We start from the raw sequence: 25740 nt of genomic DNA on the forward strand, positions 1-25740 counted from the left end.
AAGTGTCAGGCAGGCGGGGCCTCATGGCATCGCCTGCGGGCGTCGCGCTATAATAGCGGCTTTGTATCCTGAGACGAAAGCCTGAGGGGGCGGCAGGCCCCGGAGACGCACGCCAGCGCGCGTCACGATCGCCTGCTACCCAGTGCCAGTCCCCGTGACGTCCCGGAACACGACGCCCAAGAACCACACAGAGGTGCAGCGAAACTTCATGAGTACCGAGACCCAGAGCGCCCCGAACTTCGTGTTGAACCAGATCCGCGAAGAACTCGACGCCGGCCGCGCCGAAAAGGTTGTCACGCGTTTCCCGCCGGAGCCCAACGGCTTCCTGCACATCGGGCACGCCAAGTCGATCTGTCTGAACTTCGGTCTGGCGCAACAGCTCGGTGGCGACTGTCACCTGCGCTTCGATGACACCAACCCGGCCAAGGAAGAGCAGGCCTATATCGACGCCATCAAGGAAGACGTCGAGTGGTTGGGCTTCGAGTGGGCCGGCAAGGTGCGCTTCGCCTCCGATTATTTTGATCAGCTCTATGCCTGGGCCCAACACCTGGTGCGCGAAGGCAAGGCCTATGTCGATGACCTCTCGCCGGACGAGATCCGTGAATACCGTGGCACGCTCAAGGAGCCGGGACGTCCCAGCCCGTATCGTGAGCGTAGCCCCGAGGAGAATCTCGATCTCCTCGAGCGCATGAAGAAGGGCGAGTTCGGCGAGAGCGAGAAGGTGCTGCGTGCGCGCATCGACATGGCCGCGCCCAACATCAATCTGCGCGACCCGATCCTCTACCGCATCCGTCATGCCAGCCACCATCAGACCGGCGACAAGTGGAAGATCTATCCGTCCTATGATTTCACCCACGGTCAATCCGATGCACTGGAAGGCGTGACGCACTCCATCTGTACGCTGGAGTTTGAAGACCACCGCCCGCTGTACGAGTGGTTCCTCGCCAATCTGCCGGTGCCGAGCACGCCGCGTCAGATCGAGTTCGCGCGTCTGAACCTGGATTACACCGTCACTTCCAAGCGCAAGCTGAAGCTGCTGGTGGATGAAGGCGTGGTCGATGGCTGGGATGATCCGCGCATGCCGACCATCTCCGGCATGCGTCGTCGTGGCTATACCGCGGCTTCCATCCGCAAGTTCTGCGACATGATCGGCGTGAGCCGTGCTGACGGCGGCATGGTCGAGATCGGCATGCTGCACCACGCCATTCGCTCTGACCTGGAAGACAACGCGCTGCGTGCCATGTGCGTGCTCAACCCGCTCAAGGTGGTGCTGACCAACCTGCCGGAAGGCCATGAGGAAGTGTTCGAGGTCCCCGGCCATCCGGCGCGTGATGACATGGGCACGCGTCAGATTCCGTTGACCCGTGAGCTGTGGATCGACGCGGATGACTTCATGGAAGACGCGCCGAAGAAGTTCTTCCGTCTCGCGCCCGAGAAGGAAGTGCGTCTGCGCAACGGTTACGTCATCCGCTGTGATGAAGTGATCAAGGATGACGCCGGCGAGATCGTCGAGCTGCGGTGCAGTGTCGACCTCGATACCCTCGGCAAGAACCCGGAAGGCCGCAAGGTCAAGGGTGTCATCCACTGGGTCAGCGCCGAGCATGCGGTGCCGGTCGAGGTGCGTCAGTACGAGAATCTGTTCCTGGAAGCCGAGCCGGACCGTGACAAGGATGTCGACTTCCTTGAGCACCTCAATCCGCAGTCGCTGAGCATCGTCAAGGGCTTCGGTGAGCCGAGTCTGCGCGATGCCGCGCCGGAAACGCGCTACCAGTTCGAGCGTATCGGCTACTTCGTGGCGGATCGTCATGACTGCGTCGATGGCGCGCTGGTCTTCAACCGCACCGTCAGCCTGAAGGACGGTTGGGCCAAGGCACAGAAGAAGGGGTGATGGTCGGCGGGCTCCCGCGGGAGTCCTGTCGTCACGCTTTCGTGACCTGCTTCACGGCCCGCAGTCTGATCCTGTACCTTCTGTGACGAAGTTGCATGACCGGCCTGCGGGCCGTTCCATTTTGAAAGGCTGACAGGTGTCTGTCGGCAAAGTAGCCAAGGGCGATGACTGAATGATTCCACTCGAAGATGCCGCGAGCACACTGTCGATCTACAGTACCCTGAGCCGGACCAAGGCACCTTTCGTGCCACTGGAAGGCAACAAGGTGCGCATGTACGTCTGTGGCGTGACGGTCTATGACCTCTGTCACATCGGGCATGCGCGTGTGATGGTGGCCTTCGATGTCATCACGCGCTACCTGCGTGCGCGCGGGTATGACGTCACCTACGTGCGCAACATCACCGACATCGACGACAAGATCCTCAAGCGCGCCGACGAGAATGGCGAGGCCTTCGATGCGCTCACCGAGCGCATGATCCAGGCGATGCATGAAGATGAAGGGCGCCTGGGGATTCTGCGTCCTGATCTCGAGCCGCGTGCCACCGCGCACATCGCTGACATCATCGCGATGACCGAGACGCTGATCGACAAGGGCTTTGCCTACGCGGCCAGCAACGGTGATGTCTACTACCGTGTGCGCCGCTTCGAGGGCTACGGCAAGCTCAACAACCGTCAGCTCGATGACATGCAGTCCGGTGCGCGCGTGGAGGTCGAGGAAGCCAAGGAAGATCCGCTCGACTTCGTGCTGTGGAAGGCTGCCAAGCCGGGCGAGGCCAGCTGGCCATCGCCCTGGGGGGAGGGCCGTCCCGGCTGGCACATCGAGTGCTCCGCGATGTCGACCTGCTGCCTGGGCAACACCTTCGATATCCACGGCGGCGGGCCGGACCTGACCTTCCCCCATCACGAGAACGAGATCGCCCAGTCCGAGGCCGCCACGGGCCAGCAGTACGCCAACGTGTGGATGCATGCCGGCGCGGTGCGTGTCGGTCAGGACAAGATGTCCAAGTCGCTGGGCAACTTCTTCACCATTCGTGACGTGCTGGAGCAGCACAACCCGGAAGTGGTGCGTTACCTGCTGGTGGCCAGCCACTATCGCAGCGCGATCAGCTATGAAGCCAACTCGCTGGATGAGGCGCGTCGCTCGCTGGAGCGCTTCTACAATGCGCTCGAGACTGTCACGCCCGAGCAAGGCGAGGTGTCAGGCGATTGGCGGGCACGCTTCGTGGCCGCCATGGATGACGACTTCAATACGGCGGGTGCGCTGTCGGTGCTGTTCGAGCTGGCACGCGAGCTGAACCGTGCCAAGAAGGAAGCACCGCAGCAGGCACCGGCGCTGGCCTTCGAGCTGATCTCGCTGGGCGGTCTGCTGGGCCTGTTCGGGCAGGACCCGGCAGTCTTCCTCAAGGGCGATACTGCGGCACTGGCGTTGTCTGAAGACGAGATCCAGGCGCAGATCGAGGCGCGTGCCGCCGCCAAGAAGGCCAAGGATTTCGCGGGGGCGGATCGCATCCGTGACGAGCTGGCCGCACAGGGCATCATCCTCAAGGACTCCCGTGAGGGGACGACCTGGGTGCTGGAAGGCTGATGTCACTGGCGTGATGCGATGTCAGCATGAAAAAACCGCCGCCCCATGAGGGGCGGCGGTTTTTTGTGCGCTGTCGACCAGCACCGCTTTCGAGCCGTCTGCGATCAGCTGGCGAGTCGCTTGACCATGGCATCGACCATGCGCGAGGACTGGCGTGCGGCCACGTGCAGGAATTCCTCGAAGGACTGGCTGTTGTTGTCCTTGCCGGCGATGTCGGACAGCGCACGGATGACCACGAACGGCATGTCGTAGAGGTAGCAGGTCTGGGCGATGGCGGCGGCTTCCATCTCGGCGGCCAGCATGCTCGGGAAGCGTGAGCGGGTCAGCGCGACCAGTTCCGGGTCGGACATGAAGATGTCGCCGGTGCAGATCAGGCCTTCACGCGCCTTGATCTCTCCCTGGGCCTCGACGCACTCGCGCGCGACCTTGACCAGCTCAGGGGCTGACGGGTAGGCCGCCGGCATCTGCGGCACCTGTCCGTGCTCATAGCCGAAGACCACGGCATCGACATCGTGATGGCGCACTTCGCTGGAGATGACCACATCGCCGATCTCGAGATCAGACGCGAAACCACCGGCCGAGCCGGTATTGATGATGGCATCCGGCTGGTAGCGCTCGATCATCTGGCAGGCACCGACGGCGGCATTCACCTTGCCGATACCGGATTGCAGCAGCACGATCTTCATTCCGTGCAGCTGGCCGACATGGAAGGTGGAGCCGGCGTGGGTGCTGGTGGTGCTGTCTTCCAGGCGCTCGGCGAGAATGGCCACTTCCTCGGCCATGGCGCCGATGATGCCAAGAGTCTTGAGGGTCATGATGCGATCCTGAGTCAGACGCGATGAAGGCCCGTTCATGTCGGGCCTCCATCACGAGCTAGAGAGAAGGGCGAGGGGGTTACTCGGCGGTGAGGCGCGCGTCGTGCAGCTCGGCGGCGAAGAGGGTGTTCTCCAGCAGCGAGGCCACGGTCATCGGGCCTACCCCGCCGGGGACCGGCGTGATCCAGCCGGCGCGCTCCGCGGCTGGCGCGAATTCCACATCGCCGACCAGCGAACCGTCCTCGAGGCGATTGATGCCCACATCGATGACGATGGCGCCGTCCTTGATCCACTCCCCCTTGACCAGGCCCGGCTTGCCCACGCCGACCACGACCAGGTCCGCCTGGCGGACCTTGCTCTCAAGGTCCTTGGTGAAGCGGTGGCAGACGGTGGTGGTGCAGCCAGCCAGCATCAGCTCCAGCGCCATCGGACGGCCGACGATGTTGGACGCGCCGACGATGGTGGCGTCCATGCCGCGCACCTGCAGGCCGCTCTCGGACAGCAGCGTCATGATGCCCTTGGGCGTGCAGGGACGCATCACCGGCAGGCGCTGTGCCAGACGACCGAGGTTGTAGGGATGGAAGCCGTCCACATCCTTGTCGGTGCGGATCCGTTCGAGGATCGGGCGTGAGTCGAGGTGCTCCGGCAGCGGCAGCTGGACCAGGATGCCATCAATGCTGGCATCGTCATTCAGCGAGTCGACCAGTGCCTCAAGTTCCTGTTGGGTCGTGTCAGCAGGCAGACGGTGCTGGGTGGAGAGGATGCCTGCCTTCTCGCAAGCGCGGTGCTTGTTGCGGACATAGACCTCGGATGCCGCGTCTTCGCCGACCAGCACGACGGCAAGCCCCGGGATTCGTTCACCGGCATCGCGGCGCGCTTCGACCTGGCGGCCGACCTGTTGGCGTACGCGTTCGGCAATGGCCTTGCCATCAATCAGTTGTGCTGCCATCAGCGATCATTCCTTCTCATAGGCAAAAATGCAGGAGGGGAGAAACCGGGGACAATTTTCGCATGCCCTGTCTGGCAGTCAACGCCGAATGACGACCTTGGTCGAAAGCAGATGCAAGTATCGCCTCTTTTGGAGGCGTCTCGTGGGCAGGCAGCGGTGCTGATTGCCCACGAGTCTGGAACTCGACGTCGTGAGACCACAGCTGTCGGTTCTCTCAGCCAGTTCTCTCTGTCAGACCTTTCTGTCAGTTTTCCAGGGATCCGTCAGACGAGGCGTTCGCGAGATGCCTGATCGAGGAAGAGAAATAGAAAGAGAAAAAGAAAGAGGTAGAGGTAGAGGTAGAGGTAGAGGTAGAAAGGGCGATCGACGTGATCAGCTTCGAGGAGAAGGAGAAGCTCCGACCCGATGGTCGGGCCACGGATGCCGCTCAGTGGAAGTGAGTCGTCACTGATCTCGCCCGGTGCCAGGGTAGGGGCGAGAGTGAGGTGCCCGTATGGCGGTGGTAGCGCACCCCGCGTGTATCACTGGATGCTGACATGACAGTGGCGTGACAGCAGGAAGGGAAACGATTCTTTTGGAAAGAATTCACGTAAGGGCTTGACCGCAGACGAAAGTTCGGTAGAATACGCCTCGCATCGACGGGGTTCGACGGTCGGTTGAAGACGGTTTCGGGATATAGCGCAGTCTGGTAGCGCGCCTGCTTTGGGAGCAGGATGTCGGGGGTTCGAATCCCTCTATCCCGACCATTTGAATGCAGCACCTCGCAAGACTTCGGTCTTTCGAGACACGCATTCAAGGCTTTGTCCGGAGGTTGACTCGCAGCATCAGTTTCTGCGCCTATAGCTCAACCGGATAGAGCAACGGCCTTCTAAGCCGTAGGTTGCAGGTTCGAGTCCTGCTGGGCGTGCCATCACGATAGCGATTGTTGTCATGATGGGAATCGGATTGCTCTTCATTGAGCCTGATGATGGCGACCAGACGATGTGAAGGTGTTCATGCAGTGGTGGGTGTAGCTCAGTGGTAGAGCCCCGGATTGTGACTCCGGTGGTCGTGGGTTCGAACCCCATCATCCACCCCATTGCATGTCAGCTTGAGCAGTATCAACGAGATGGAGACGGCAGGCTTTCTGTCCAACCTCCAGAAGTGGTGGGTGTAGCTCAGTGGTAGAGCCCCGGATTGTGACTCCGGTGGTCGTGGGTTCGAACCCCATCATCCACCCCACGTCTCGATGAATATCAGGATGCTGCCTGTCCCGCTTGGGCGGGCGGCATGCCGCAAAAGGGGGAGAAGGCCAATGGCTTTCTCCCCCTTTTTTCGTGTTTTTTCGCACTGCTTCGTCTGCGATCTGACCGGGTTGACGGGCGCTCCATGCGCCTGTCAAGCGGGAGGACGGAGCAGAAAAAGGCCTGGCTCCTTGAATATCTTGGACCAAGGCACCATATGGCAGGTCATATCCGCGCTTGCCAGCGCGTGGCGGGGTTTCTACAATCTTCGCCTTTATGATTCGAACGCCACCAGTGGGTAGAGGAACTTTCATGCAAGCTTCTGTCGCAACGACTTCTCCGATCGAGCGCAAGGTCACCATCACGGTGCCGGCTTCTGAAGTCGACCAGGCCGTCAACGCCCGTCTTCTGGAAACCGCCAAGACCGTTCGTCTGAACGGCTTCCGCAAGGGCCACGTGCCGATGGCAGTGGTGCAACAGCGTTACGGCAAGGACGTGCGCAACGAGATCGTTGGCGAGATCATGCGCCAGCATTACGTGACCGCCGTCACCGAAAACGAACTGAACCCGGCTGGCTGGCCGAAGATCGATGCCACCGTCGATGAAGCCGGCAAGGATCTGGAGTTCGTCGCGACTCTGGAAATCTACCCGGAAATCGAACTGAAGCCGATCGAAGGCGCTGAAATCGAGCGTCCGCAGGCCGAAGTGACCGACGCCGACGTCGAAGAGATGATCGAGACCCTGCGCAAGCAGAATGCCTCCTGGACCGACGTCGAGCGCGCTGCCGCTGACGGCGACCAGGTCAAGATCGATTTCGAAGGCTTCCTCGGTGAAGAAGCCTTCGAAGGCGGCAGCGCTGAAGGCCACGAGCTGGTGCTGGGTTCCAACAGCTTCATCCCGGGCTTCGAAGAGCAGCTGGTCGGTGCTTCTGCTGGCGACGACAAGGAAATCAAGGTTTCCTTCCCGGCTGACTACCAGGCCGAGCACCTCGCCGGTCAGGAAGCGACCTTCAAGGTCAAGGTCCACGCCGTCAAGGCTCAGGAACTGCCGGAAGTGAACGAAGAGTTCATCGCCCAGTTCGGCCTGGAAGCTGCCGATGTCGAAAGCTTCAAGGTGGAAGTGAAGAAGAACATGCAGCGCGAGCTGAAGAATGCGATCGAGAATCGCGTCAAGCAGCAGGTGCTGGCTGAGCTGACCAAGGCCAATGACATCCTCGTTCCGCAGGCACTGGCGGATCAGGAAATCGACGGCCTGAAGCGTCAGGCAGCACAGCAGTTCGGTCTGGGCGAAGACTTCGACGTCTCCCAGCTGCCGGGTGAGCTGTTCCAGGACCAGGCCGTCCAGCGCGTCAAGACTGGCCTGCTGCTCAGCGAAGTCGTCAGCAGCAACGAGATGGACGTCAGCGACGAAGAGCTCAACGCTCGCGTTGAAGAAATGGCCCAGCAGTATCAGGATCCGGCTCAGGTCACCGAGTACTATGGTTCCAACGAACAGGCTCGCAACCAGCTCAAGTCCGTCCTGCTCGAAGAGAAGGCCGTTGACAAGCTGCTGACACAGGCTCAGGTTAAGGACGTTACCATGTCCTACCAGGAAGCCCTGCAGGCAGCACAGCAGCAGGAAGAAGCCGAGGAAGAAGCGGCAGAAGCAGAAGAGCAGGCCTGATACCTGTCTGCTGACCTAGCGTGCTGACTTTCTGCATGTGATTCCAGGACCCGGCTACGGCCGGGTCTCTGGTCAGTGGGCAGGGTAAAGTGGCATGCTCAATGGATATCAATGTCATCGGATGAAGGAAGCCCCCATGAACGACTTCGACATCAAGAATGCAGGCGGTCTGGTTCCGATGGTTGTCGAGCAGAATGCTCGCGGCGAACGGGCCTATGACATCTATTCCCGCCTGCTGAAGGAACGGGTGATCTTCCTTGTGGGCCCGGTTGAGGATTACATGGCCAATCTGGTCGTGGCTCAGCTGTTGTTCCTCGAGTCTGAAAACCCGGACAAGGACATCCATCTGTACATCAACTCGCCGGGTGGCTCCGTGACTGCAGGGATGGCGATCTACGACACCATGCAGTTCATCAAGCCTGACGTGTCCACCGTATGCATCGGCCAGGCGGCCAGCATGGGGGCACTGTTGCTGGCAGGCGGTGCCGCTGACAAGCGTTACGCACTGCCCAATTCTCGTGTGATGATTCACCAGCCGCTGGGTGGCTATCAGGGCCAGGCAACGGACATCGAGATCCACACCAAGGAAATCCTGACCATTCGCGAGAAGCTGAACCGCATTCTCGCGCACCATACGGGTCAGGACTTCGACACCATCGCCAACGATACGGACCGTGATAACTTCATGGCCGCCAATCAGGCGATGGAGTACGGCCTGATCGACGCCGTGCTGGAACGCCGTCCGGACGTGGAATGATCCACGCACACGGCTGACCTGACGTCGGTAAACATGCATTTCCGGTGACTCCCCGGGGAGTCACCGCCATTGAGAGGTACGCGAATGGCTGACGGCAAAGGCAAGGACGAGAACGGCAAACTGCTGTACTGCTCCTTCTGTGGCAAGAATCAGAATGAAGTGCGCAAGCTGATCGCGGGACCTTCCGTCTACATCTGCGACGAATGTGTCGATCTGTGCAATGACATCATTCGCGAAGAGGTCCTCGAAGCCGACGCCGAAGGTGATGATGATCGCCTGCCGGCGCCGCGTGAGATTCGCTCGACTCTCGACGACTACGTGATCGGTCAGGACCGCGCCAAGCGCGTGTTGTCCGTCGCGGTGTACAACCACTACAAGCGTCTGCGTGCTGGTCAGAAGGCAGCGGACGAAGTGGAGCTGGGCAAGTCCAACATTCTGCTCATCGGCCCGACCGGTAGCGGCAAGACGCTGCTGGCCGAGACGCTGGCACGCCTGTTGAACGTTCCCTTCACCATCGCGGATGCGACCACCCTGACCGAAGCGGGTTACGTCGGTGAGGATGTCGAGAACATCATCCAGAAGCTGTTGCAGAAGTGCGATTACGATGTCGAGAAGGCCGAACGTGGCATTGTCTACATCGATGAGATCGACAAGATCTCCCGCAAGTCTGACAACCCTTCCATTACCCGTGATGTCTCGGGTGAAGGTGTGCAGCAGGCACTGCTGAAGCTGATCGAGGGCACCACTGCCTCGGTGCCGCCGCAGGGCGGGCGCAAGCATCCTCAGCAGGAGTTCCTGCAGGTCAACACGGCCAACATCCTGTTCATCGTCGGCGGTGCATTCGCCGGTCTGGACAAGGTGATCCGTGAGCGCGCCGAGAAGGGTGGCATCGGCTTCAATGCCGAGGTCAAGAGCAAGCAGGATGAGAAGACGGTTGGTCGCGTACTGGCGGATGTCGAGCCGAGCGATCTGGTCAAGTTCGGTCTCATCCCCGAGTTCGTCGGGCGTCTGCCGGTCATCGCGACATTGACCGAGCTGGACGAGGACGCGCTGGTACAGATCCTGACCGAGCCGAAGAACTCGCTGGTCAAGCAGTACTCGCGCCTGTTCGAGATGGAAGATGTCGAGCTGGACCTGCGTGAAGACGCACTGCGTGCCGTGGCTCGCAAGGCCATCGAGCGTCGTACCGGCGCACGTGGTCTGCGCTCGATTCTCGAGGGCGTGCTGCTCGATACCATGTATGACATTCCCTCAGAAGAGAATGTCAGCAAGGTGGTAGTGGATGAGTCAGTGATTGCCGGCGACAGCAAGCCGCTGCTGATCTACTCCCAGAGCGAAGAGAAGAGTCAGGGCAAGGTGGCCGGCAAGGACGGCTGAAGCGTCCAGGCCTGAGTCGCACCAACGGGGGGCCGCAAGGCCCCCCGTTGCGTTTGCCTTCGTCACTCGCCTCTCTGGCAATGTTCCTCATGACTAGCGTGCGGCTTCATTCAGCGTTGAGTTACCGCCCATGCGTCTCAGGATCATTGCAAAATCATGACCTTGCCCCCATGGTCTCTGTATCAGAGAGCCGTGTGAGGCGGCCCACCCACAGAATACCGAGGAACGTCTGCCATGGAGCAGAACGATGATCAGACCCTGACACTTCCGCTGCTGCCGCTGCGGGATGTGGTGGTCTATCCCCAGATGGTGATTCCGCTGTTCGTCGGCCGGGAAAAGTCGATCCAGGCCCTCGAAGTGGCCATGGAAGGCGACAAGAAGATCCTGCTTGCGGCACAGCGTGAAGCCAGCCAGGACGACCCGACTGCCGAGGATCTCTTCGCGATCGGGACCGTCGCCGACATCATGCAGTTGCTCAAGCTTCCCGATGGCACCGTCAAGGTGCTCATCGAGGGCAGCTCACGCGCCGATATCCAGGCGATTCGTCTGCATGACGACGGTCACAGCATCGCCGATGTCGTGCTGCGTGACAGCCAGCCGCTGTCCGAGCGCGAGCAGGAGACCCTGGTACGCGTTCTGCTCAACCAGTTCGAGCAGTACGTCAAGCTGTCCAAGAAGGTGCCCAATGAAGTGCTGGGCAGCCTGCAGGGCATCGAGGACCCGAGTCGCCTGGTGGATACCATCAGTGCCCACCTGTCACTGGGCATCGATGACAAGCAGGCGCTGCTCGAGATGGACAAGGTGCGCGACCGCATCGAGCACCTGATGACGCTGATCGAAGCCGAGATCGACCTGCTGCAGGTCGAGAAGCGCATTCGTACCCGCGTCAAGGAGCAGATGGAGAAGTCGCAGCGCGAGTACTATCTCAATGAGCAGATGAAGGCCATCCAGAAGGAGATGGGTGAGCTGGATGACGTGCCCAATGAGGTCGAGCAGTATGAGCGTCGCATCAAGGATGCCGGCATGCCCAAGGACGCCGAGGAAAAGGCCAATCAGGAGCTCAACAAGCTCAAGATGATGGGCCCGACGTCCGCCGAGGCGACCGTGGTGCGCACCTACCTAGACTGGCTGTGCGACGTGCCGTGGAAGAAGCGCACCCGCGTGCGTCACGACATTGATCACGCCGCCAGGGTGCTCGATGAGGACCATTACGGTCTCGACGAGGTCAAGGAACGCATCCTCGAGTATCTCGCCGTGCAGAAGCGCGTCAAGAAGCTCAAGGGGCCGGTGCTGTGTCTGGTAGGACCGCCGGGTGTCGGCAAGACGTCGCTGGGCAAGTCCATCGCTCGCGCCACCAATCGCCAGTACACTCGCATGGCGCTGGGTGGCGTGCGGGATGAATCCGAGATCCGTGGCCACCGTCGCACCTACATCGGCGCCTTGCCGGGCAAGATCATCCAGCGCATGACCAAGACCGGCGTCAAGAATCCGCTGGTGCTGCTCGACGAGATCGACAAGCTGGGCATGGATCACCGTGGTGATCCGGCCTCGGCGCTGCTTGAGGTGCTGGACCCGGAGCAGAACGACAAGTTCGCCGATCACTACCTCGAACTGGATTACGATCTGTCCGAGACCCTGTTCATCTGTACCTCGAACTCGATGAACATTCCGGGGCCGCTGCGTGATCGCATGGAGATCATCCGTCTGCCGGGGTACACCGAAGACGAGAAGCTGGCCATCGCGATGCGCTACCTGGCCCCCAAGCAGCTCAAGGCCAATGGCCTGAAGCCGGGCGAGCTGACCTTCAGTGAAGCCTCCGTGCTCGAGCTGATTCGTTACTATTCGCGTGAAGCCGGTGTGCGTGAGCTGGAACGCCAGATCGCCAAGGTCTGCCGCAAGATCGTGCGCGAGCGCGTGGTCGCCGAGGCCAAGGAAGGTGCGCTGTCTTCCATGCACCTCGAGGCCGAGCAGGTCGAGCATTACGCGGGTGTCCGCAAGTACAGCTTCGGTCTCGCGGATGCCGAGGACCAGATCGGGCGCGTGACGGGTCTGGCCTGGACGTCCGTCGGCGGTGAGCTGCTGACCATCGAGTCGGTGGTCACGCCCGGCAAGGGCCGTGTCAGCAAGACGGGCTCGCTGGGCGACGTGATGAAGGAGTCGGTCAGTGCAGCGCATACCGTCGTGCGCGCACGCGCCGAGTCCTTCGGTATCGAGGCTGAACGCTTCGAGAAGGAAGACCTGCACATTCACGTGCCGGAAGGTGCCACGCCGAAGGACGGCCCCAGTGCGGGGGCTGCCATGGTCACCGCGATGGTGTCCGCTTACTGTGGGCGCCCCGTGCGCTGTGATGTGGCGATGACCGGTGAGGTCAACCTGCGCGGCGAAGTCATGCCGATCGGCGGCCTCAAGGAGAAATTGCTGGCAGCGCGACGCGGTGGTATAAAGCTCGTATTGATTCCCGAAGAGAATCGCCGTGATCTCAAGGAGGTCCCGGACACCATCAAGGATGCATTGGACATTCGCCCCGTGCGTTGGATCGATGAAGTTCTTGAGGTGGCTCTGGCGGAAAAGTCTTCAAGTGAGCCGGATGAATCTCGACAGGACGATGCCAGTGGTCGTCAGTCAGTCATCAGTACACATTGATGGATATTTCTGGCCATGCCGTTGTCGAAACGGCGGCGTGGTGCGGTTTTGCGCGTGAGGTTGCTTGACAGTCGTTTGAGGGCGTTGCTATAAACTCCGCTTCGTCGCGATCGCGTTTAGCACCCGTAATTTTCGCGCTGATTTCTGGTAATTTTTTTGCAAATTCAAGGGGTGAAGAGTGAATAAATCCGAGCTGATCGAAGCCATTGCTGCATCTGCCGATATTCCGAAAGCAGCAGCTAGCCGTGCACTCGATGCGATGGTCGACACCGTCACTGATAGCCTGAAGAAAGGTGAGACCGTGGCACTGGTCGGGTTCGGCACCTTTACTGTCAAGGAGCGCGCTGCTCGTACTGGCCGTAACCCGCAGACTGGCGATCCGATCGAAATCAGTGCTGCCAAGGTGCCGAGCTTCAAGGCTGGCAAGGCACTGAAAGACGCCGTCAACTGAGGTCTGCCTGCTCTTGCAGGTACCCGGTGACGTGGTGCCGCCCTGTCAGGACGTCGTTGTCTGTCAGGTCGGCACCAGGAAATCGAAGCGCATCGCCTGGCGATGCGCTTTTTTTGTGACTGATATCATGGGCAATCTGCGGTGACCCTGCTTCTGCCGCTACCAAAGGCACCTGCATCTGTCGGCGTCATGCGTATAATCAACAGTCACTGATTCGCGGCCCTAGAGGCCATTTCCTTCCCTGTAGCTCGAGGCCCGCATGCTGCAACGAATTCGAGACCGGTCGCATGGCTGGGTGGCCAAGACGATCGTTGGCTTTATCGTCGTCACCTTTGCCTTCTTCGGCGTTGAGTCGATCATTGGTGCCTTCACTGGCAGCAGTGACGAGATCGCCAGCGTCAATGGCGACAAGATCAGCCGTCAGTCAGTTGAGACCGAAGTGCAACGTGCCATCCGTTCCGGACAGGTCGCTCCCGAACAGGAGCGTGAGGCACGCAATCAGATCATCACCCAGATGATCGATTCCCGTCTGCTGGACCAGTACGCCGAAGAGGGTGGATTGCACCTCTCAGAACAACAGCTCGATCAACTGATCGTCAGCTTCCCGGAATTCCAGGACGACCAGGGCCGCTTTGACGCCGACGTCTTCCGCAATCGTCTGGCCAGCGCCGGCTACTCGCCGACGTCCTTCCGCGAGCAGTTGCGCAGCGACACCCTGCGTCAGCAGCTGACCGATGGTTTTGCCGCCAGTGCCTTCGTGCTGCCGGGCGAAGAAGAGACGCTCAGCCAGCTTCAGCGTCAGACGCGCAGTTTCCGTTACGCCACCCTGAGTCAGGCCGACCTCGAGTCGCCGGTCACCTTGAGCGAGGATGAGCTGACCGCCTGGTATGACAACCATCAGGACAACTATCGGCGTCCGGCTCAGGTCAAGCTGGCCTATGTGCTGCTGGATCAGAATGAGCTGGCCGACGGTGGCGAGATCAGTGAAGACACGCTCAAGGCCGAATATGCCGCCAAGCGTGCCGATGCACCGCGCGAGATCGCGCACATCATGGTCGAGAAGGGCGATGATGTGGCGGCTGCACGTGCCAAGCTCGAAGGTGCACGTGACGCACTCGCCAACGGCGAAGACTTCGCCAAGGTGGCGGCCGAGGTCTCCGAAGACAGCTCCACGGCCGAGGATGGCGGTGAGCTGGGCGTGATCACCCGCGGTATCTTCGGCGAAGACTTCGATGACGCTGCCTTCGCGCTGGATGAAGGGCAGGTCTCGGACATCGTCGATACCGGCGACAGCCTGCACCTGATCAAGGTGACCGGGCTCGATATCGCGCCGTTCGACGAAATGCGTGATGAACTGCTCACCCAGGCGCGCAAGTCAGCCTCGCGTGACACCTTCAATGAGAAGGCGCAGCAGCTCAAGGATGAAAGCTTCGCGGCGGATGATCTGGCCAGCGTTGCCGAGGATCTGGATCTTCCGCTGGAGAAGACCGACTGGGTGGCACAGGACAATGACGACGAACTGTTGTCCGAGCCGGGTGTGATGGCGGCTGCCTTCGATGACGAAGTGCTCAAGGAAGGCTACAACAGCGATGTGATCGAACTCGACGACAGTCGCCGTCTGGTGCTGCGCGTGCTCGAGCAGCGTCCGGCCACGACGCTGGCCCTCGACGAGGTCAAGCAGCAGGTGCAGCGTGAAGCCAAGGCGGACAAGACCGCCAAGGCGCTTGAGGCATTGGCACAGACGCGCATCGAGGCGCTGCGTGAAGGCAAGTCGCTGGAAGGGATCGACTGGCGCGACGCAGACGACGTCAGCCGTCAGGGAGATTCCCAGCTGCCTGAGAATCTGGTCAAGCAGGCCTTCGCGCTGCCGCATCCTGAGGCAGACCAGCCGGTGTATGGCAAGGCAGCCCTCAAGGGCGGCATCGCCCTGATCGCGTTGACCGATGTAGGAGAGGCCGAGCCGGGTGACATGGACCAGTTCCTGTCGCGTCTGGCGATGCGCCTGCAGGCCCAGTCAGCCGTCGAGGGGCTGCAGGAATCCTTGCGCGAGAGTGCCGATATCGAGCGCAAGTGAGCACGGAGCAACGGACGTGAGTACCGTCACGTCTCACTCGAGGCATTGCTTCCCTTGAGAATCACGTCCTGACCTCTGCCACCAGAGACCGCCACCCCATGGGGTGGCGGTCTTTTTTTGGTTCAGTGTCGGGGCAATTTCTGGTGCAATGCCGAGTCAATCCTGCGCACATTCCCACAGTCACGACAGTGTCACGGCGTGAGGCGCTGACGCAGCCGATGGGAGAGTTCGCGGTGGCGGGCTTGAATGCCTGTCGAGAGAGATTGACGCAGCCAGCGATGCCCGGCGTCATGATGCAGGCGTTCGTGCCACACCAGCCAGTAGGAGAAGCGTTTGATGGCGATGGGCAGCGGGCGCAGCACCAGCGGTAGCTGATCCAGCATGCTGATGGCCAGGCAGCCCGGAACGCATAGCAGCAGATCGCTATGGCAGGTGACACTGAAGGCGGCCAGGAAGTGGGGCTGGCGCATGACGACCTGCCGACTCAAGCCCAGCTCCGCCAGCTTGAGATCCACCGCACCACGCTCATCACCGCCCATGCTGATCAATTGATGGCTGGCGGCGACGAAGTCCTCCAGACTCAATGTCTCCTTCGCTGCCAGCGGGTGGTCCTTGCGCATCACGCAGACGAACTGGTCATCCCCGATCTCGCGCCCATGCACGCCGGCCGGCACCTTGGCGGTGGGCACGCACATCGCAAGCTCCGGCCCCCCTTCCTCCAGCTGTTGTTCGACATTGCCACCATAGGCCTGGATGTCCAGACGGATGCCGGGTGCCTGGTCATGCAGCGGCGCTATCTGCGGTGCCACGAAGGCGTGCATGCCATAGTCGGTGGTGGCCAGCTGGAAGCGGCGTTGGCTGTCGGCTGGCGAGAATTCGGGGGGTGCCAGCAGTGCGCCCAGCTCCTGGAGCAGGCGCGCGAGAGGCTGTCTGAGCGCCTCGGCACGTGCCGTGGGGCGCAGGCCGCGTTGCGCACGTACGAACAGGGGATCGTCAAAGGCCTCGCGCAGCCGAGCCAGGGTACGTGAAACGGCAGGTTGACTCAGGTTGAGGCGCTCCGCGGCCCGAGACACGCTGCGCGTTTCCAGCAACGCATGCAGCGCGACCAGCGTGTTGAGGTCATGGCGAGCGAGTTCAGCCAGATGCATGGCGGGAAGTTTCCGGTGGTGAAGAGGCCCCGGACGGGGATGAAGGTGCGTATTTTCAACCACGCATGATATCAGTCTCATGCATACCGGAATTCAGTTTCTGTCATTGGTGTGATATCGGGAGCGCGAGTAATCTGGTGGAACTTCGTCGCCGGGGAACGATTGCGGCGACCTGTCGTCACACGGTCAAGGCCTCGGGCCACCTGCCTGATGACGATTCTGATCACGTGACGTTTGACCAGATCATTCGCAAGGAGCATTTCATGCAGACACGCTATTACACGATCACCGACTATCCGAAAGGCACTCCGGAACGCGACCTGTTCACCTTGCGTGAAGAGGCGCTGAGCGAGCTTGGCGAAGGGGAAGTGCGCATTCGCAACCGCTGGTTGTCCGTCGATCCCTACATGCGTGGCCGCATGAGTGGCGCCAAGACCTATATTGACCCCTTCGAGCTCAATGAGCCGCTGCAGGGTGCGGCAGTCGGTGAGGTGATCGAGTCACGCGACTCTCGCTTCAAGACCGGCGACAAGGTGCGCCACATGGGCGGTTGGCGTGATATCGCACAGCTGTCTGGCGACCAGGTCGAGCCGCTGCCGAGCATCGACGTGCCGGAGCAGGCCTACCTGGGTGTGCTGGGCATGCCGGGCATGACAGCCTGGACCGGCCTGAACATCATCGCCGAGATGAAAGAGGGCGACAACGTGCTGGTCAGCGCGGCCTCCGGTGCGGTCGGCTCGCTCGCCGTGCAGCTGGCCAAGGCCAAGGGCGGGACTGTCGTCGGCATCGCCGGCAGCCAGGAGAAACTGGATTGGCTGGAGGCGCGCGGCGTCAAGGCGGTCAGCTACAAGGGCAAGGATGCTGAGCAGCTGACGAAAGCGCTCAAGGAGGCCTGCCCGGACGGTTTCGATGTCTACTACGAGAACGTCGGTGGTGACTGCCTGGTGGCGGCGCTCAACAACCTGAACGTCGGTGCACGCATCGCCGTCTGCGGCATGATCTCCAGCTACAACGATACCGAGGTGGCGGCGGGCCCCTCCAATATCTCGATGATCCTGATTCGCCGGGCGCGCATGCAGGGCTTCATCGTCTTCGATCACTGGGACAACTACGGCCGCTTCCTCGAGGAAGTGGGGCCGCAGGTCGCCAAGGGCGATATCGACTACGAAGAGACGGTGGAAGAGGGACTGGAACAGACGCCGGACGCCTTCCTCAAGCTGTTCACAGGTGCCAACAAGGGCAAGATGCTGGTACGTCTGTAACCTGAGACGGCAGCACTGAAGCCCCGAACACCTGACGCCTCGCGTACGCGCGGTGCTCAGGCATTCACGAAAGGCTCGCCACGGCGAGCCTTTCGCGTTTGTGAGAAGCTGTCACGTCGCGACGCGATTGGTGATTCACACGAACCAAAGACGTGCGCACTGTGCTCTACTTTCGTCGTAGATGCTGCTCTAGAATGTGCGCAACATTCGTGGGGTGGTGACGTCTTCATTTCGTTTTCGTGTCACCAGGCCCTCACGCGACACCCTGTGTCAGGTGGCGCCTGATCATGGCGGCGTTCTGCATTGCCGCCGTGCCGCCCCTGACTCTGCGAGGAGAGCATCATGCAGGACTTTACCTATCAGAACCCGACCCGCGTGCACTTCGGTGCCGGTCAGATCGCCAAGGTGCGTGACGAGATTCCCGCCGATGCCCGCGTGCTGGTCACCTATGGTGGTGGCTCCATCAAGAAGAACGGCGTGATGGATCAGGTGGAAGCGGCACTGGAGGGCCATCAGTGGTGGAGCTTCGGCGGCATCGAGCCGAATCCGAGCTATCACACCCTGCTGGAAGCGCTGGAGGTCATCAAGCGCGAGAAGGTCGATTATCTGCTGGCAGTCGGGGGAGGCAGCGTCGCCGATGGCAGCAAGTTCCTCGCGCTGGCCGCCTGTCACGCCGGTGATCCGTGGGAGATTCTCGCCGAAGGCAAGCATCCCGAGACGGCATTGCCGCTGGGCGTGGTGCTGACCCTGCCGGCCACTGGCTCCGAGTCCAACGGCAATGCCGTGGTCACCAATTACGAGACCCACGACAAGCTGCCGATGTTCAGCGAACTGGCCTACCCGCGCTTCGCGGTGCTGGACCCGGGCACCACCCTGACCCTGCCGGAGCGCCAGAGCGTCAACGGTGTCGTCGATGCCTTCGTGCACGTCAGCGAGCAGTATTTGACCTACCCGGTCAACGCGCCGGTCCAGGATCGCTTCTCCGAGGGTCTGTTGCTGACCTTGATCGAGGAAGGCCCCAAGGTATTGAGCCAGCCGGATGACCTGGCCGTGCGCGCCAACATCATGTGGGCCGCCAACCTGGGCCTCAACGGGCTGATCGGGCGTGGTGTGCCGCAGGACTGGGCCACGCACATGATCGGTCACGAGATCACCGCACTGCACGGTGTCGATCATGGCCGCACCCTGACCATCGTGATGCCGGCACTGTGGGAAGAAATGTTCGAGGCCAAGCGTGCCAAGCTGGCGCAGTATGGTCGTCGTGTCTGGGGACTGGACGGTGATGACGAAAGCGTCGCCCGCGCTGCCATCGACAAGACGCGTGAATTCTTCACCCGCATGGGCGCGCCGGTATCGTTGAGCGAAGCCGGCATCGGTGCCGACAGCATCGACCAGCTGGTCGACAACCTGGCACGTCATGGCTTCACTGCCATCGGCGAGCACGGTGACATCACGCCGGACGTGGCGCGTCGTATCCTGACCCGCGCTGCCTGATCACGCACGTCAGTCAGGGCGAAAGGCAAGCCTGAAACCCCTCGCCACCTCTGGTGGCGAGGGGTTTTGCGTATGTCCCCTTGGCGGCGGCTTGCCGATTGCCGGATTGCGTCATGTGCGGGCTTATTTTGTTACTCTATAACCTTTTGCACGCCCTTCATCCTGCGGAGAATTCAGCATGTCTCTGGCTTCACGCGGCGCCGATACCGGCGACGCCTCGACGGATTTAGCACGTCACACGCGGATACCGGTGCATCTGATCACCGGCTTTCTGGGAACCGGCAAGAGCAGCTTCATCCAGGCACTGGTCGCGGCCAAGCCGGCGGATGAGCATTGGGCGATCCTGGTCAATGAATTCGGGCAGGTAGGCATCGATCAGGCACTGTTTGCCGGACGCGAGGATGTCAGCGTCAAGGGGCTGCCCGGCGGGTGCCTGTGCTGTCAGCTGGCCTTCGTGCTGCAGGCGGGACTGGTCAGCCTGATCCATCAGACCCGTCCTGATCGTCTGATCATCGAGCCCTCGGGGCTGGGACATCCCGCAGGGTTGATCGATGTACTGCGCAGTGAAGGGCTGGCCTCCGCGCTTGAGCTCGAGGAGGTCATCACCCTGCTGGACCCGTGTGCACTGGACGATACCCGCACGCGTGAACACGGCATCTTCCAGGACCAGCTGACGCTGGCGGGGGGCGTGGTGCTCAGCAAGCGGGATCTGGCGACTGATGAGCAGCTGGCGGCCGCGCATGAGTTTCTGGAAGGGATGTGGCCGCGCAAGCGCTGGGTGGGTGAGCTGGGCAGAGCCGACGGCGAAAGTCAGCCGGCCCAGGCACGCATGGACGGTCAGGAGGTCGCGCTGATCGATTGGCTGCTGCCAGCAGGGCGTGAATCCCATCGCCAGGGCGGCTTGCACGCCAGCGACGCCCATCACGTCAGCGAAGATCGTGAGAACCAGCCCGAGATCAGCATGCCGGCTGCCCATCGCGCTGCGCGGGATAGGGCGCGTCTGGCGCAGGAGACTTCCACCAGTGAAAAGACGTCAGTCTCAGGCGTGATGCCATTGCCCGGCGCACCGGTGATCGAGCAGGCCGAAGGGCTTGAGCATGCCAGTCTGGGATGGCGAATCGTGGCGGGCGAGGTGTTCGATCTTGATCAGCTGACCCGGTGGCTGGATGGACTGCCGCGCGACTGGCGGGTGAAGGGCATCTTTCACACGACGGAAGGCTGGCGCAGCTATAACCGTGCCAAGGGACGTGCCGAACTTGCGCCTTCCAGCTGGCGCGAGGACTCACGACTCGAGTTGATCGCGCCGCTGGAGGAGCAGGGGCAGGAGGGGATGGCGACTGCGTTGCCGCTGGCGGATTCCCGTCAGCTGAATGCCGCCTTGCTGGCCTGTCGCAGCGAGGGTGCCGCCAGGCCCTTCAATTTCTTCGGCGAGTGAGCTGAGATCTATCCCTCAGGGGGCGTCTCTCACGTCAGGCGCTCCCACTCGCCGATCAGGCGCAGGGCCTCTTCGCTTGAATTGCCACACAGCTCGATATCGAAGTCGAAGTTGCCACACACGGCCGGTCGTTGTGGCGTTCCGAACAGCTTGCACAGATTCTCGTCATCCAATTGCACGCAGCGCACGCCTGCCGGCTTGCCATTGGGCATGCCGGGAATCGGGCTCGAGATGGAAGGCGCGATGCAGCACCCTCCGCAGCCGGCGCGGCAGCCGGATGCGGGAGTGGCCGCGAAGTGGTGGGCGGTCTGCGTCATGATGTGGCGGGCATTTCCTCATGCTCAGGCAGCACCAGCGGCTGGCGGGCGGTCTCTGGCGTGTGCCGCGCGATGGCGCCCTTGTTGATCCCTTCATAGGCTTCGACGCGAATGCTGTCGCCGCTGTCGAGAGCGATCTGGCGCGCCAGCCAGTCGGCGATCCACTCGATGGTGGTCGGTGTCGGCAGCAACCAGACCTGCTTGCGCGGCAGGCGAATGCGGAATCTGCCCTGCGGTGCCTCATAGCTGAATACCAGCTCACGGCCGGGACGGTCGATCAGATCGCCTTCTTCGGCCAGGTAGCGGTCATTGAGCTTCTCGGCCCACTCGGCTTCCAGCGCCGTGTCACGTACGCCATTGCGTTCGATGACCAGCGGGGAGCGGTGACCATGCGCGATACGCTGACAGTTGCCGCTGTGATGACGCAGGCCATGACTGTAGGTGTAGGCGGCACCCTCGATGCACTCATCGCGCAGGCGCACGCGCAGCGCCTCGACGCGCGGCGGCAGGCGGCGCGTCAGCAGCTTCTCGAAGTGGTTGGCCAGCACCACGGTGGTGACCTCGGCCACCGGCAGCAGGCAGAAGGCCTGGCGCGGGCCGCGCACTTCCATGGCATAGGGCTGGGTGAAGCGCAGACACAGTCCTTCCGGGCAGTCCGTGACGCTCACGCCGTCGGCCTGACTGGGCACGATCAAGGTGTGATCGGCGTCCTGGTCGATCATGCGCTTGGCCCACGGCTTGACGTCGCCGAAGTCGAACAGCATGCCGTCATGGCCGACGGCGCCGTCCAGCTCCAGGTCCAGATGCTGACTGATGCCATGCAGGCCGCGGGTATTGCTCCACACCGAGGCATCCACCGCGGTGAGGGCCCTGACGAACAGGGTCTTGGAAGTCATTGCCGTCATCAATCGATACCACTGATCTTGTGAGTCTGCAGCGATAGCTGCCACTGGGGATTGGCCATGCAGTAACTGACGCACTGGTTCATCGGCGTATCCGTCGCCAGTACCTCGCGATAATGCTCGCGAGCGGCGGCTGGCGCGGGCAGGGCATCCAGGGCGGCGGTATCCAGTGGCTGCAGATAGAAGTGCGCGAAGTCCAGACTGACGAAGCGCTCCGGCAGCGCCTCCGGCTGCGGGTAGACGAGCTTGAGCTCATCGCCGCCGGTGAGGACCAGCTCGCTGGCACCCTTGGGGCTGACGCATAGCCAGTCGATGCCGGCGGGCGGCGTGACGGTGCCGTTGGTCTCCACCGCGATCTCGAAGCCGCGGGCGTGCATCGCGTCCACCAGTTCGCGGTCGAGCTGCAACAGCGGCTCACCGCCGGTGAAGACCACATAGGGCGTGGCGATGCCGGAGTGTTCCGGCCACAGGCTGGCCAGGAAGTCCGCCAGCTCGCTTGCGGTGCGGAACTTGCCGCCATTTTGGCCGTTGGTGCCGACGAAATCGGTGTCGCAGAAGCGACAGACCGAGGTGTCGCGGTCCTGCTCACGACCACTCCACAGATTGCAGCCCGCAAAGCGGCAGAACACGCTGGCGCGCCCTGCGCGAGCACCTTCGCCCTGCAGGGTGTAGAACGCTTCCTTTACCGTATACATCAGAGAGTGCCTGCGCCCTTGGCCGAATCGGTCGTGTCATACCCGAGCGGATCGCTCAGCCCATGGGCGGCGAAGGCAGCGAGACGTTCACGGCAGCTGCCGCATTCCCCACAGGCCAGTTCGCGGCCTTCATAGCAGGTCCAGGTCTGGGCGTAATCGAGCTGCATGGCGATGCCGGCGGCCAGAATCTCGTCCTTGCTGGCGTGCAGGAAGGGCGCGCGAATCTCCACCGGCGAGAAGTTGGCGATCGCGGCGATGGCATTCATCTTCTCGACGAATTCCGGACGGCAATCCGGGTAGAGCACGTGATCTCCGCCGTGGGCACCATAGAAGCACACGCCAGCCTCGATATTGACGGCCTTGGCGATCGCTAGGGACAGCAGGATCATGTTGCGATTGGGCACCACGGTCGAGGTCATGGAGTCCTCGTCGTAGTCGGCCTTGGGCATCGCCTGGTCACTGTTGGTCAGCGCGGAGTTGTCGATCAGTCCATGGATGGCGCGAATGTCGACGACTTCGTGGGCGACGCCCAGTGACTCGCAGACCTGGCGTGCGACGTCGAGCTCACGCGAGTGGCGCTGGCCGTAATGGAAGGAGAGGGCGTGTACCTCGAAGCCTTCCTTCAGCGCCTGGTGCAGGACGGTGTAGGAGTCCATGCCACCGGAGTAGATGACGACGGCGCGGGGGCGCTCTGCAGAGGAGGCAGGAGCGGATACAGCGGAATTCGGGACGTTGAGAGTCATGACGGAGAATTTCTTTGACCGATGGATTCGGCGCCCGGGATCCGGTCCGGGCGAAACGGGCGCCTATCCTACTCTTCCCGCGGTGTTGATGCCACCAGGACGCTTTGAGGCCACCAGGACACTTTGATGCCCACCAGGACGCTTTGAGGCCACCAGGACACTTTGATGCCCACCAGGACGCTTTGAGGCCACCAGGACACTTTGATGCCCACCAGGACACTTTGAGGCCAGCAGGACATTCTGGATGGCCGGGAGGCGCGTACCGCATTGGCTCAGGAAAAGCGTCGAGACATCGCAAGCGTTGATGGGGCGAGAAAATAGCCTTGGTACCTGCCCCATGCCCTGACATAGACTCAGTGTATTAGCGAAAGATTGCAGTAATGGTGAAAGTGCAGGACATGCCGTTGAAGTGAGACATGGCATGTGAAGGACCGGAGGTGGGCTCGATGGCGGTAACGGTTGCACCGTCAGCGGGCGGGATAGCAAGACCCTTATTCATTGTGACTGCAGTGGGGTGAGCGTGCCTCTCGATATTCTGATCAAGTTGTTATCCTCCATCGAAGAGCCGCTGTGGATCTTCGACCGCTTCGGCCAGCTCGCCTGGAGCTCACCCCGTGCCCGTCAGGCAGAACACCAGCCTGAACTGCCGAGAACCCTGTCGCATCTGCCGGAGCCCTGTGGGCTCAGCGGCCAGCCGGGGATGTGGATGATGGGGATCGACGGGGAGCTGGGCCACTGGCTGCTGGTGCAGCAGGCCAATCTTCCCTGGCGAATGGCGGTGTTCGATGAAGAACGACTCGTCGCCTATACCTGTGGCTGGAAGGAGCTGTTCGGTGAGGCGCGTCCGCGGCTTGAACCGGTCAGTGAGCGCCGCGTGCGCCTCAAGGCGCCGTTCTCGGGTCTGGCCGAAGCGCGCGCTGCCGGACTGGACGACAAGGTGCTGATCGCGCTGCGTCGACTGCAGCCGATCAACCTGCTGTCGCGTGATCGCTTCAATGCCCAGGTGGACGAGCTGCTGTCCGGTGAGGCGGTCGATGGCGGCATCATCTATCTCTCGCTGACCCATCTGGAGATCATCAACTCGGCGCATGGCGCGGAGCGTATCGACCCGCTGCTGGAGCGCGTGGCGGAAGCGATGTCGTTGCAATACCGCGATGCACTGGTCTGTCGTCCGCTGGGCAATGCCTTCGCGCTGTTCTTCACCGGCGATGAAGTCGCCCTGATCGCGCGGGCCAGCGAGCTGTGCGAGCAGCTGGTCACGCTGATGCGCCTGGATGGCAAGTCCTTGCCCGTCACCGCGCGGGTGGGCATCAGCCTGGCGCCTCAGCACGCGCGTCGCGCGCATCGGCTGCTGCACCTGGCTGAACTGGCCATGCTGCATGGCGAGCAGGACGATATCGATGTCTGCGGGGCCTGGCATGTCTTCTCGCCCGGTGCCCACATGCGTCACCTCAACGATTACCGACTGACCAGTGACCTGCGCGAGCATCTCGAAGAGCTCGATCTTGCCTTCCAGCCCCAGTTCGATCTGGTCAGTGGTCAGGCGGTCGGCGTGGAGGTGCTGGTGCGCTGGGACCATCCGGAGCTCGGGACCATCGGGCCTGGGCGCTTCATCCCGCTGGCGGAGCAGTACGGCTTGATCGGTACCGTCGGGGCTCGTGTGATGGATGCTGCTCTCAAGGCGACGCGGGATCTGGTGACCCCGGACGGCAAGCCGCTGTCGGTGGCGATCAACGTCTCGGCCCAGGAATTTCGTGACCCCGGCTTTCCCGAGCGAGTCTCACAGGCGCTCGCCTTGCACGACTTCGCCCCCGAGCGGCTGGAGCTGGAAATCACCGAGTCCTCACGGGTGCCGGATCTGGATCGCGTCGTCGAGCGCTTGACCGGTCTGATCGACCGAGGCGTCAGGCTTGCCATCGATGACTTCGGGACCGGCTTTGCCTCGCTGCTCTATGTCCGGGATCTACGCGCCTGTCGCCTCAAGGTGGACCAGCAGTTCGTCCGCAGCCTGGATCATGATGCGCGTGACCGCGCCATCGTCTCGCATGCCATCTCGTTGGCCGATAGCCTCGGCATGGAAGTGCTGGCCGAGGGCGTCGAGACGGTGGAGCAGGAACGCCTGCTGGTGGAGATGGGCTGTCATCTGGTGCAGGGCTTCCGCTACGCGCGGCCCAAGCGCCTGCCGGAGCTCAAGCAGTGGCTTGGCAACAAGCCCTGCATTCGCCCCTGTCCCGGGGCCGCTTGAGCTGACGGGTGCAAGCCCTGTCTGGCACAGGAAACCAAAACGCCCGTCATGCAGTCGCATGACGGGCGTTTTCGT

General features: G+C 61.9%; 19 protein-coding genes and 4 tRNA genes. 16 read left to right on the plus strand and 7 right to left on the minus strand.

Features of this window, described 5'->3' with window-relative positions; all coding sequences use genetic code 11:
* Positions 1-208 precede the first annotated feature (208 nt).
* Both QD228_RS04605 and cysS read left to right on the plus strand, forming a co-directional pair.
* Positions 209-1888, plus strand: a complete 1680-nt coding sequence (locus QD228_RS04605; protein WP_077374771.1) for a glutamine--tRNA ligase/YqeY domain fusion protein — start codon at positions 209-211, stop codon at positions 1886-1888.
* Positions 1889-2090: 202 nt separating this feature from the next.
* Positions 2091-3473, plus strand: coding sequence for a cysteine--tRNA ligase (gene cysS / locus QD228_RS04610; protein ID WP_077375600.1), 1383 nt, complete (start codon positions 2091-2093; stop codon positions 3471-3473).
* A gap of 104 nt (positions 3474-3577) precedes the next feature.
* Here cysS and mtnN read toward each other — a convergent pair whose 3' ends face one another.
* Positions 3578-4288, minus strand: coding sequence for a 5'-methylthioadenosine/S-adenosylhomocysteine nucleosidase (gene mtnN, locus QD228_RS04615; RefSeq protein ID WP_077375597.1), 711 nt, complete (start codon positions 4286-4288; stop codon positions 3578-3580).
* 79 nt (positions 4289-4367) lie between these two features.
* Positions 4368-5237 (minus strand): bifunctional methylenetetrahydrofolate dehydrogenase/methenyltetrahydrofolate cyclohydrolase FolD, encoded by an 870-nt coding sequence (gene folD, locus QD228_RS04620; RefSeq protein WP_077374768.1) that lies wholly within the window; start codon positions 5235-5237, stop codon positions 4368-4370.
* A gap of 669 nt (positions 5238-5906) precedes the next feature.
* Here folD and QD228_RS04625 point away from each other — a divergent pair.
* From QD228_RS04625 to QD228_RS04670, 10 genes are all read left to right on the plus strand, one after another.
* Positions 5907-5983, plus strand: a tRNA-Pro gene (locus QD228_RS04625).
* 87 nt (positions 5984-6070) lie between these two features.
* A tRNA-Arg gene (locus QD228_RS04630) sits at positions 6071-6147 on the plus strand.
* Between the two features lie 93 nt (positions 6148-6240).
* Positions 6241-6315: transfer RNA gene (locus tag QD228_RS04635), tRNA-His, on the plus strand.
* A gap of 68 nt (positions 6316-6383) precedes the next feature.
* Positions 6384-6458: transfer RNA gene (locus QD228_RS04640), tRNA-His, on the plus strand.
* 314 nt (positions 6459-6772) lie between these two features.
* Positions 6773-8122 carry a trigger factor gene (gene tig, locus QD228_RS04645; protein WP_077374765.1) on the plus strand — a complete coding sequence of 450 codons (1350 nt, stop codon included), beginning with the start codon at positions 6773-6775 and terminating at the stop codon, positions 8120-8122.
* 136 nt (positions 8123-8258) lie between these two features.
* On the plus strand, positions 8259-8879 hold the full coding sequence (clpP, locus tag QD228_RS04650) for an ATP-dependent Clp endopeptidase proteolytic subunit ClpP (RefSeq protein WP_065392597.1): 621 nt from the start codon (positions 8259-8261) through the stop codon (positions 8877-8879).
* An 84-nt stretch (positions 8880-8963) separates the two neighbouring features.
* Positions 8964-10256 (plus strand): ATP-dependent Clp protease ATP-binding subunit ClpX, encoded by a 1293-nt coding sequence (gene clpX, locus QD228_RS04655; protein ID WP_077374762.1) that lies wholly within the window; start codon positions 8964-8966, stop codon positions 10254-10256.
* 234 nt (positions 10257-10490) lie between these two features.
* Complete coding sequence (gene lon, locus QD228_RS04660) at positions 10491-12899, plus strand: endopeptidase La (RefSeq protein ID WP_084208104.1); 2409 nt, start codon at positions 10491-10493, stop codon at positions 12897-12899.
* Between the two features lie 178 nt (positions 12900-13077).
* Positions 13078-13350, plus strand: coding sequence for an HU family DNA-binding protein (locus QD228_RS04665; protein ID WP_065392603.1), 273 nt, complete (start codon positions 13078-13080; stop codon positions 13348-13350).
* A gap of 259 nt (positions 13351-13609) precedes the next feature.
* On the plus strand, positions 13610-15424 hold the full coding sequence (locus QD228_RS04670; RefSeq protein ID WP_279874575.1) for a SurA N-terminal domain-containing protein: 1815 nt from the start codon (positions 13610-13612) through the stop codon (positions 15422-15424).
* 191 nt (positions 15425-15615) lie between these two features.
* On the opposite strand, the gene QD228_RS04675 is transcribed toward QD228_RS04670, so the two are convergent.
* Positions 15616-16572: a LysR family transcriptional regulator gene (locus tag QD228_RS04675; protein WP_279874577.1), complete on the minus strand. Its 957-nt coding sequence runs from the start codon at positions 16570-16572 to the stop codon at positions 15616-15618.
* A 263-nt stretch (positions 16573-16835) separates the two neighbouring features.
* Here QD228_RS04675 and QD228_RS04680 point away from each other — a divergent pair, with 263 nt between their 5' ends.
* From QD228_RS04680 to QD228_RS04690, 3 genes are all read left to right on the plus strand, one after another.
* On the plus strand, positions 16836-17834 hold the full coding sequence (locus QD228_RS04680) for an NADP-dependent oxidoreductase (protein ID WP_279874578.1): 999 nt from the start codon (positions 16836-16838) through the stop codon (positions 17832-17834).
* A 342-nt stretch (positions 17835-18176) separates the two neighbouring features.
* Complete coding sequence (locus QD228_RS04685) at positions 18177-19328, plus strand: iron-containing alcohol dehydrogenase (protein ID WP_279874579.1); 1152 nt, start codon at positions 18177-18179, stop codon at positions 19326-19328.
* 178 nt (positions 19329-19506) lie between these two features.
* Positions 19507-20763, plus strand: coding sequence for a CobW family GTP-binding protein (locus QD228_RS04690; protein ID WP_279874580.1), 1257 nt, complete (start codon positions 19507-19509; stop codon positions 20761-20763).
* A gap of 29 nt (positions 20764-20792) precedes the next feature.
* Here the strand turns inward: QD228_RS04690 and QD228_RS04695 are convergent, their stop codons facing one another.
* The 4 genes from QD228_RS04695 to queC are packed head-to-tail and all read right to left on the minus strand — an operon-like array spanning position 20793 to position 23420.
* Positions 20793-21080 carry a YkgJ family cysteine cluster protein gene (locus QD228_RS04695; RefSeq protein ID WP_084208108.1) on the minus strand — a complete coding sequence of 96 codons (288 nt, stop codon included), beginning with the start codon at positions 21078-21080 and terminating at the stop codon, positions 20793-20795.
* A complete protein-coding gene (locus tag QD228_RS04700; protein ID WP_271302234.1) occupies positions 21077-21976 on the minus strand; it encodes a 6-carboxytetrahydropterin synthase in 900 nt (299 codons plus the stop codon). Before QD228_RS04700 ends, QD228_RS04695 begins: the two co-directional genes overlap by 4 nt.
* 8 nt (positions 21977-21984) lie before the next feature.
* Positions 21985-22677, minus strand: a complete 693-nt coding sequence (gene queE, locus QD228_RS04705; protein ID WP_077374732.1) for a 7-carboxy-7-deazaguanine synthase — start codon at positions 22675-22677, stop codon at positions 21985-21987.
* Positions 22677-23420, minus strand: coding sequence for a 7-cyano-7-deazaguanine synthase QueC (gene queC / locus QD228_RS04710; protein WP_279874581.1), 744 nt, complete (start codon positions 23418-23420; stop codon positions 22677-22679). The genes queE and queC overlap by 1 nt, the downstream gene beginning before the upstream one ends.
* A gap of 520 nt (positions 23421-23940) precedes the next feature.
* Here queC and QD228_RS04715 point away from each other — a divergent pair.
* The gene (locus tag QD228_RS04715; RefSeq protein ID WP_139345447.1) at positions 23941-25665 is read left to right on the plus strand and encodes a GGDEF domain-containing phosphodiesterase; all 1725 of its coding nucleotides are present in this window, start codon (positions 23941-23943) and stop codon (positions 25663-25665) included.
* The last annotated feature ends 75 nt before the right edge of the window (positions 25666-25740 follow it).

Source organism: Cobetia sp. 3AK (genome assembly GCF_029846335.1).
GTDB lineage: Bacteria > Pseudomonadota > Gammaproteobacteria > Pseudomonadales > Halomonadaceae > Cobetia > Cobetia marina.

Excerpts from the sequence above, each read along its gene's own strand:
- QD228_RS04605 (WP_077374771.1), top strand. The coding sequence starts at position 209 with ATGAGTACCGAGACCCAGAGCGCCCCGAACTTCGTGTTGAACCAGATC.
- mtnN (WP_077375597.1), bottom strand. The coding sequence starts at position 4,288 with ATGACCCTCAAGACTCTTGGCATCATCGGCGCCATGGCCGAGGAAGTG.
- folD (WP_077374768.1), bottom strand. The coding sequence starts at position 5,237 with ATGGCAGCACAACTGATTGATGGCAAGGCCATTGCCGAACGCGTACGC.
- tig (WP_077374765.1), top strand. The coding sequence starts at position 6,773 with ATGCAAGCTTCTGTCGCAACGACTTCTCCGATCGAGCGCAAGGTCACC.
- clpP (WP_065392597.1), top strand. The coding sequence starts at position 8,259 with ATGAACGACTTCGACATCAAGAATGCAGGCGGTCTGGTTCCGATGGTT.
- clpX (WP_077374762.1), top strand. The coding sequence starts at position 8,964 with ATGGCTGACGGCAAAGGCAAGGACGAGAACGGCAAACTGCTGTACTGC.
- lon (WP_084208104.1), top strand. The coding sequence starts at position 10,491 with ATGGAGCAGAACGATGATCAGACCCTGACACTTCCGCTGCTGCCGCTG.
- QD228_RS04670 (WP_279874575.1), top strand. The coding sequence starts at position 13,610 with ATGCTGCAACGAATTCGAGACCGGTCGCATGGCTGGGTGGCCAAGACG.
- QD228_RS04675 (WP_279874577.1), bottom strand. The coding sequence starts at position 16,572 with ATGCATCTGGCTGAACTCGCTCGCCATGACCTCAACACGCTGGTCGCG.
- QD228_RS04680 (WP_279874578.1), top strand. The coding sequence starts at position 16,836 with ATGCAGACACGCTATTACACGATCACCGACTATCCGAAAGGCACTCCG.
- QD228_RS04685 (WP_279874579.1), top strand. The coding sequence starts at position 18,177 with ATGCAGGACTTTACCTATCAGAACCCGACCCGCGTGCACTTCGGTGCC.
- QD228_RS04690 (WP_279874580.1), top strand. The coding sequence starts at position 19,507 with ATGTCTCTGGCTTCACGCGGCGCCGATACCGGCGACGCCTCGACGGAT.
- QD228_RS04695 (WP_084208108.1), bottom strand. The coding sequence starts at position 21,080 with ATGACGCAGACCGCCCACCACTTCGCGGCCACTCCCGCATCCGGCTGC.
- QD228_RS04700 (WP_271302234.1), bottom strand. The coding sequence starts at position 21,976 with ATGACTTCCAAGACCCTGTTCGTCAGGGCCCTCACCGCGGTGGATGCC.
- queE (WP_077374732.1), bottom strand. The coding sequence starts at position 22,677 with ATGTATACGGTAAAGGAAGCGTTCTACACCCTGCAGGGCGAAGGTGCT.
- queC (WP_279874581.1), bottom strand. The coding sequence starts at position 23,420 with ATGACTCTCAACGTCCCGAATTCCGCTGTATCCGCTCCTGCCTCCTCT.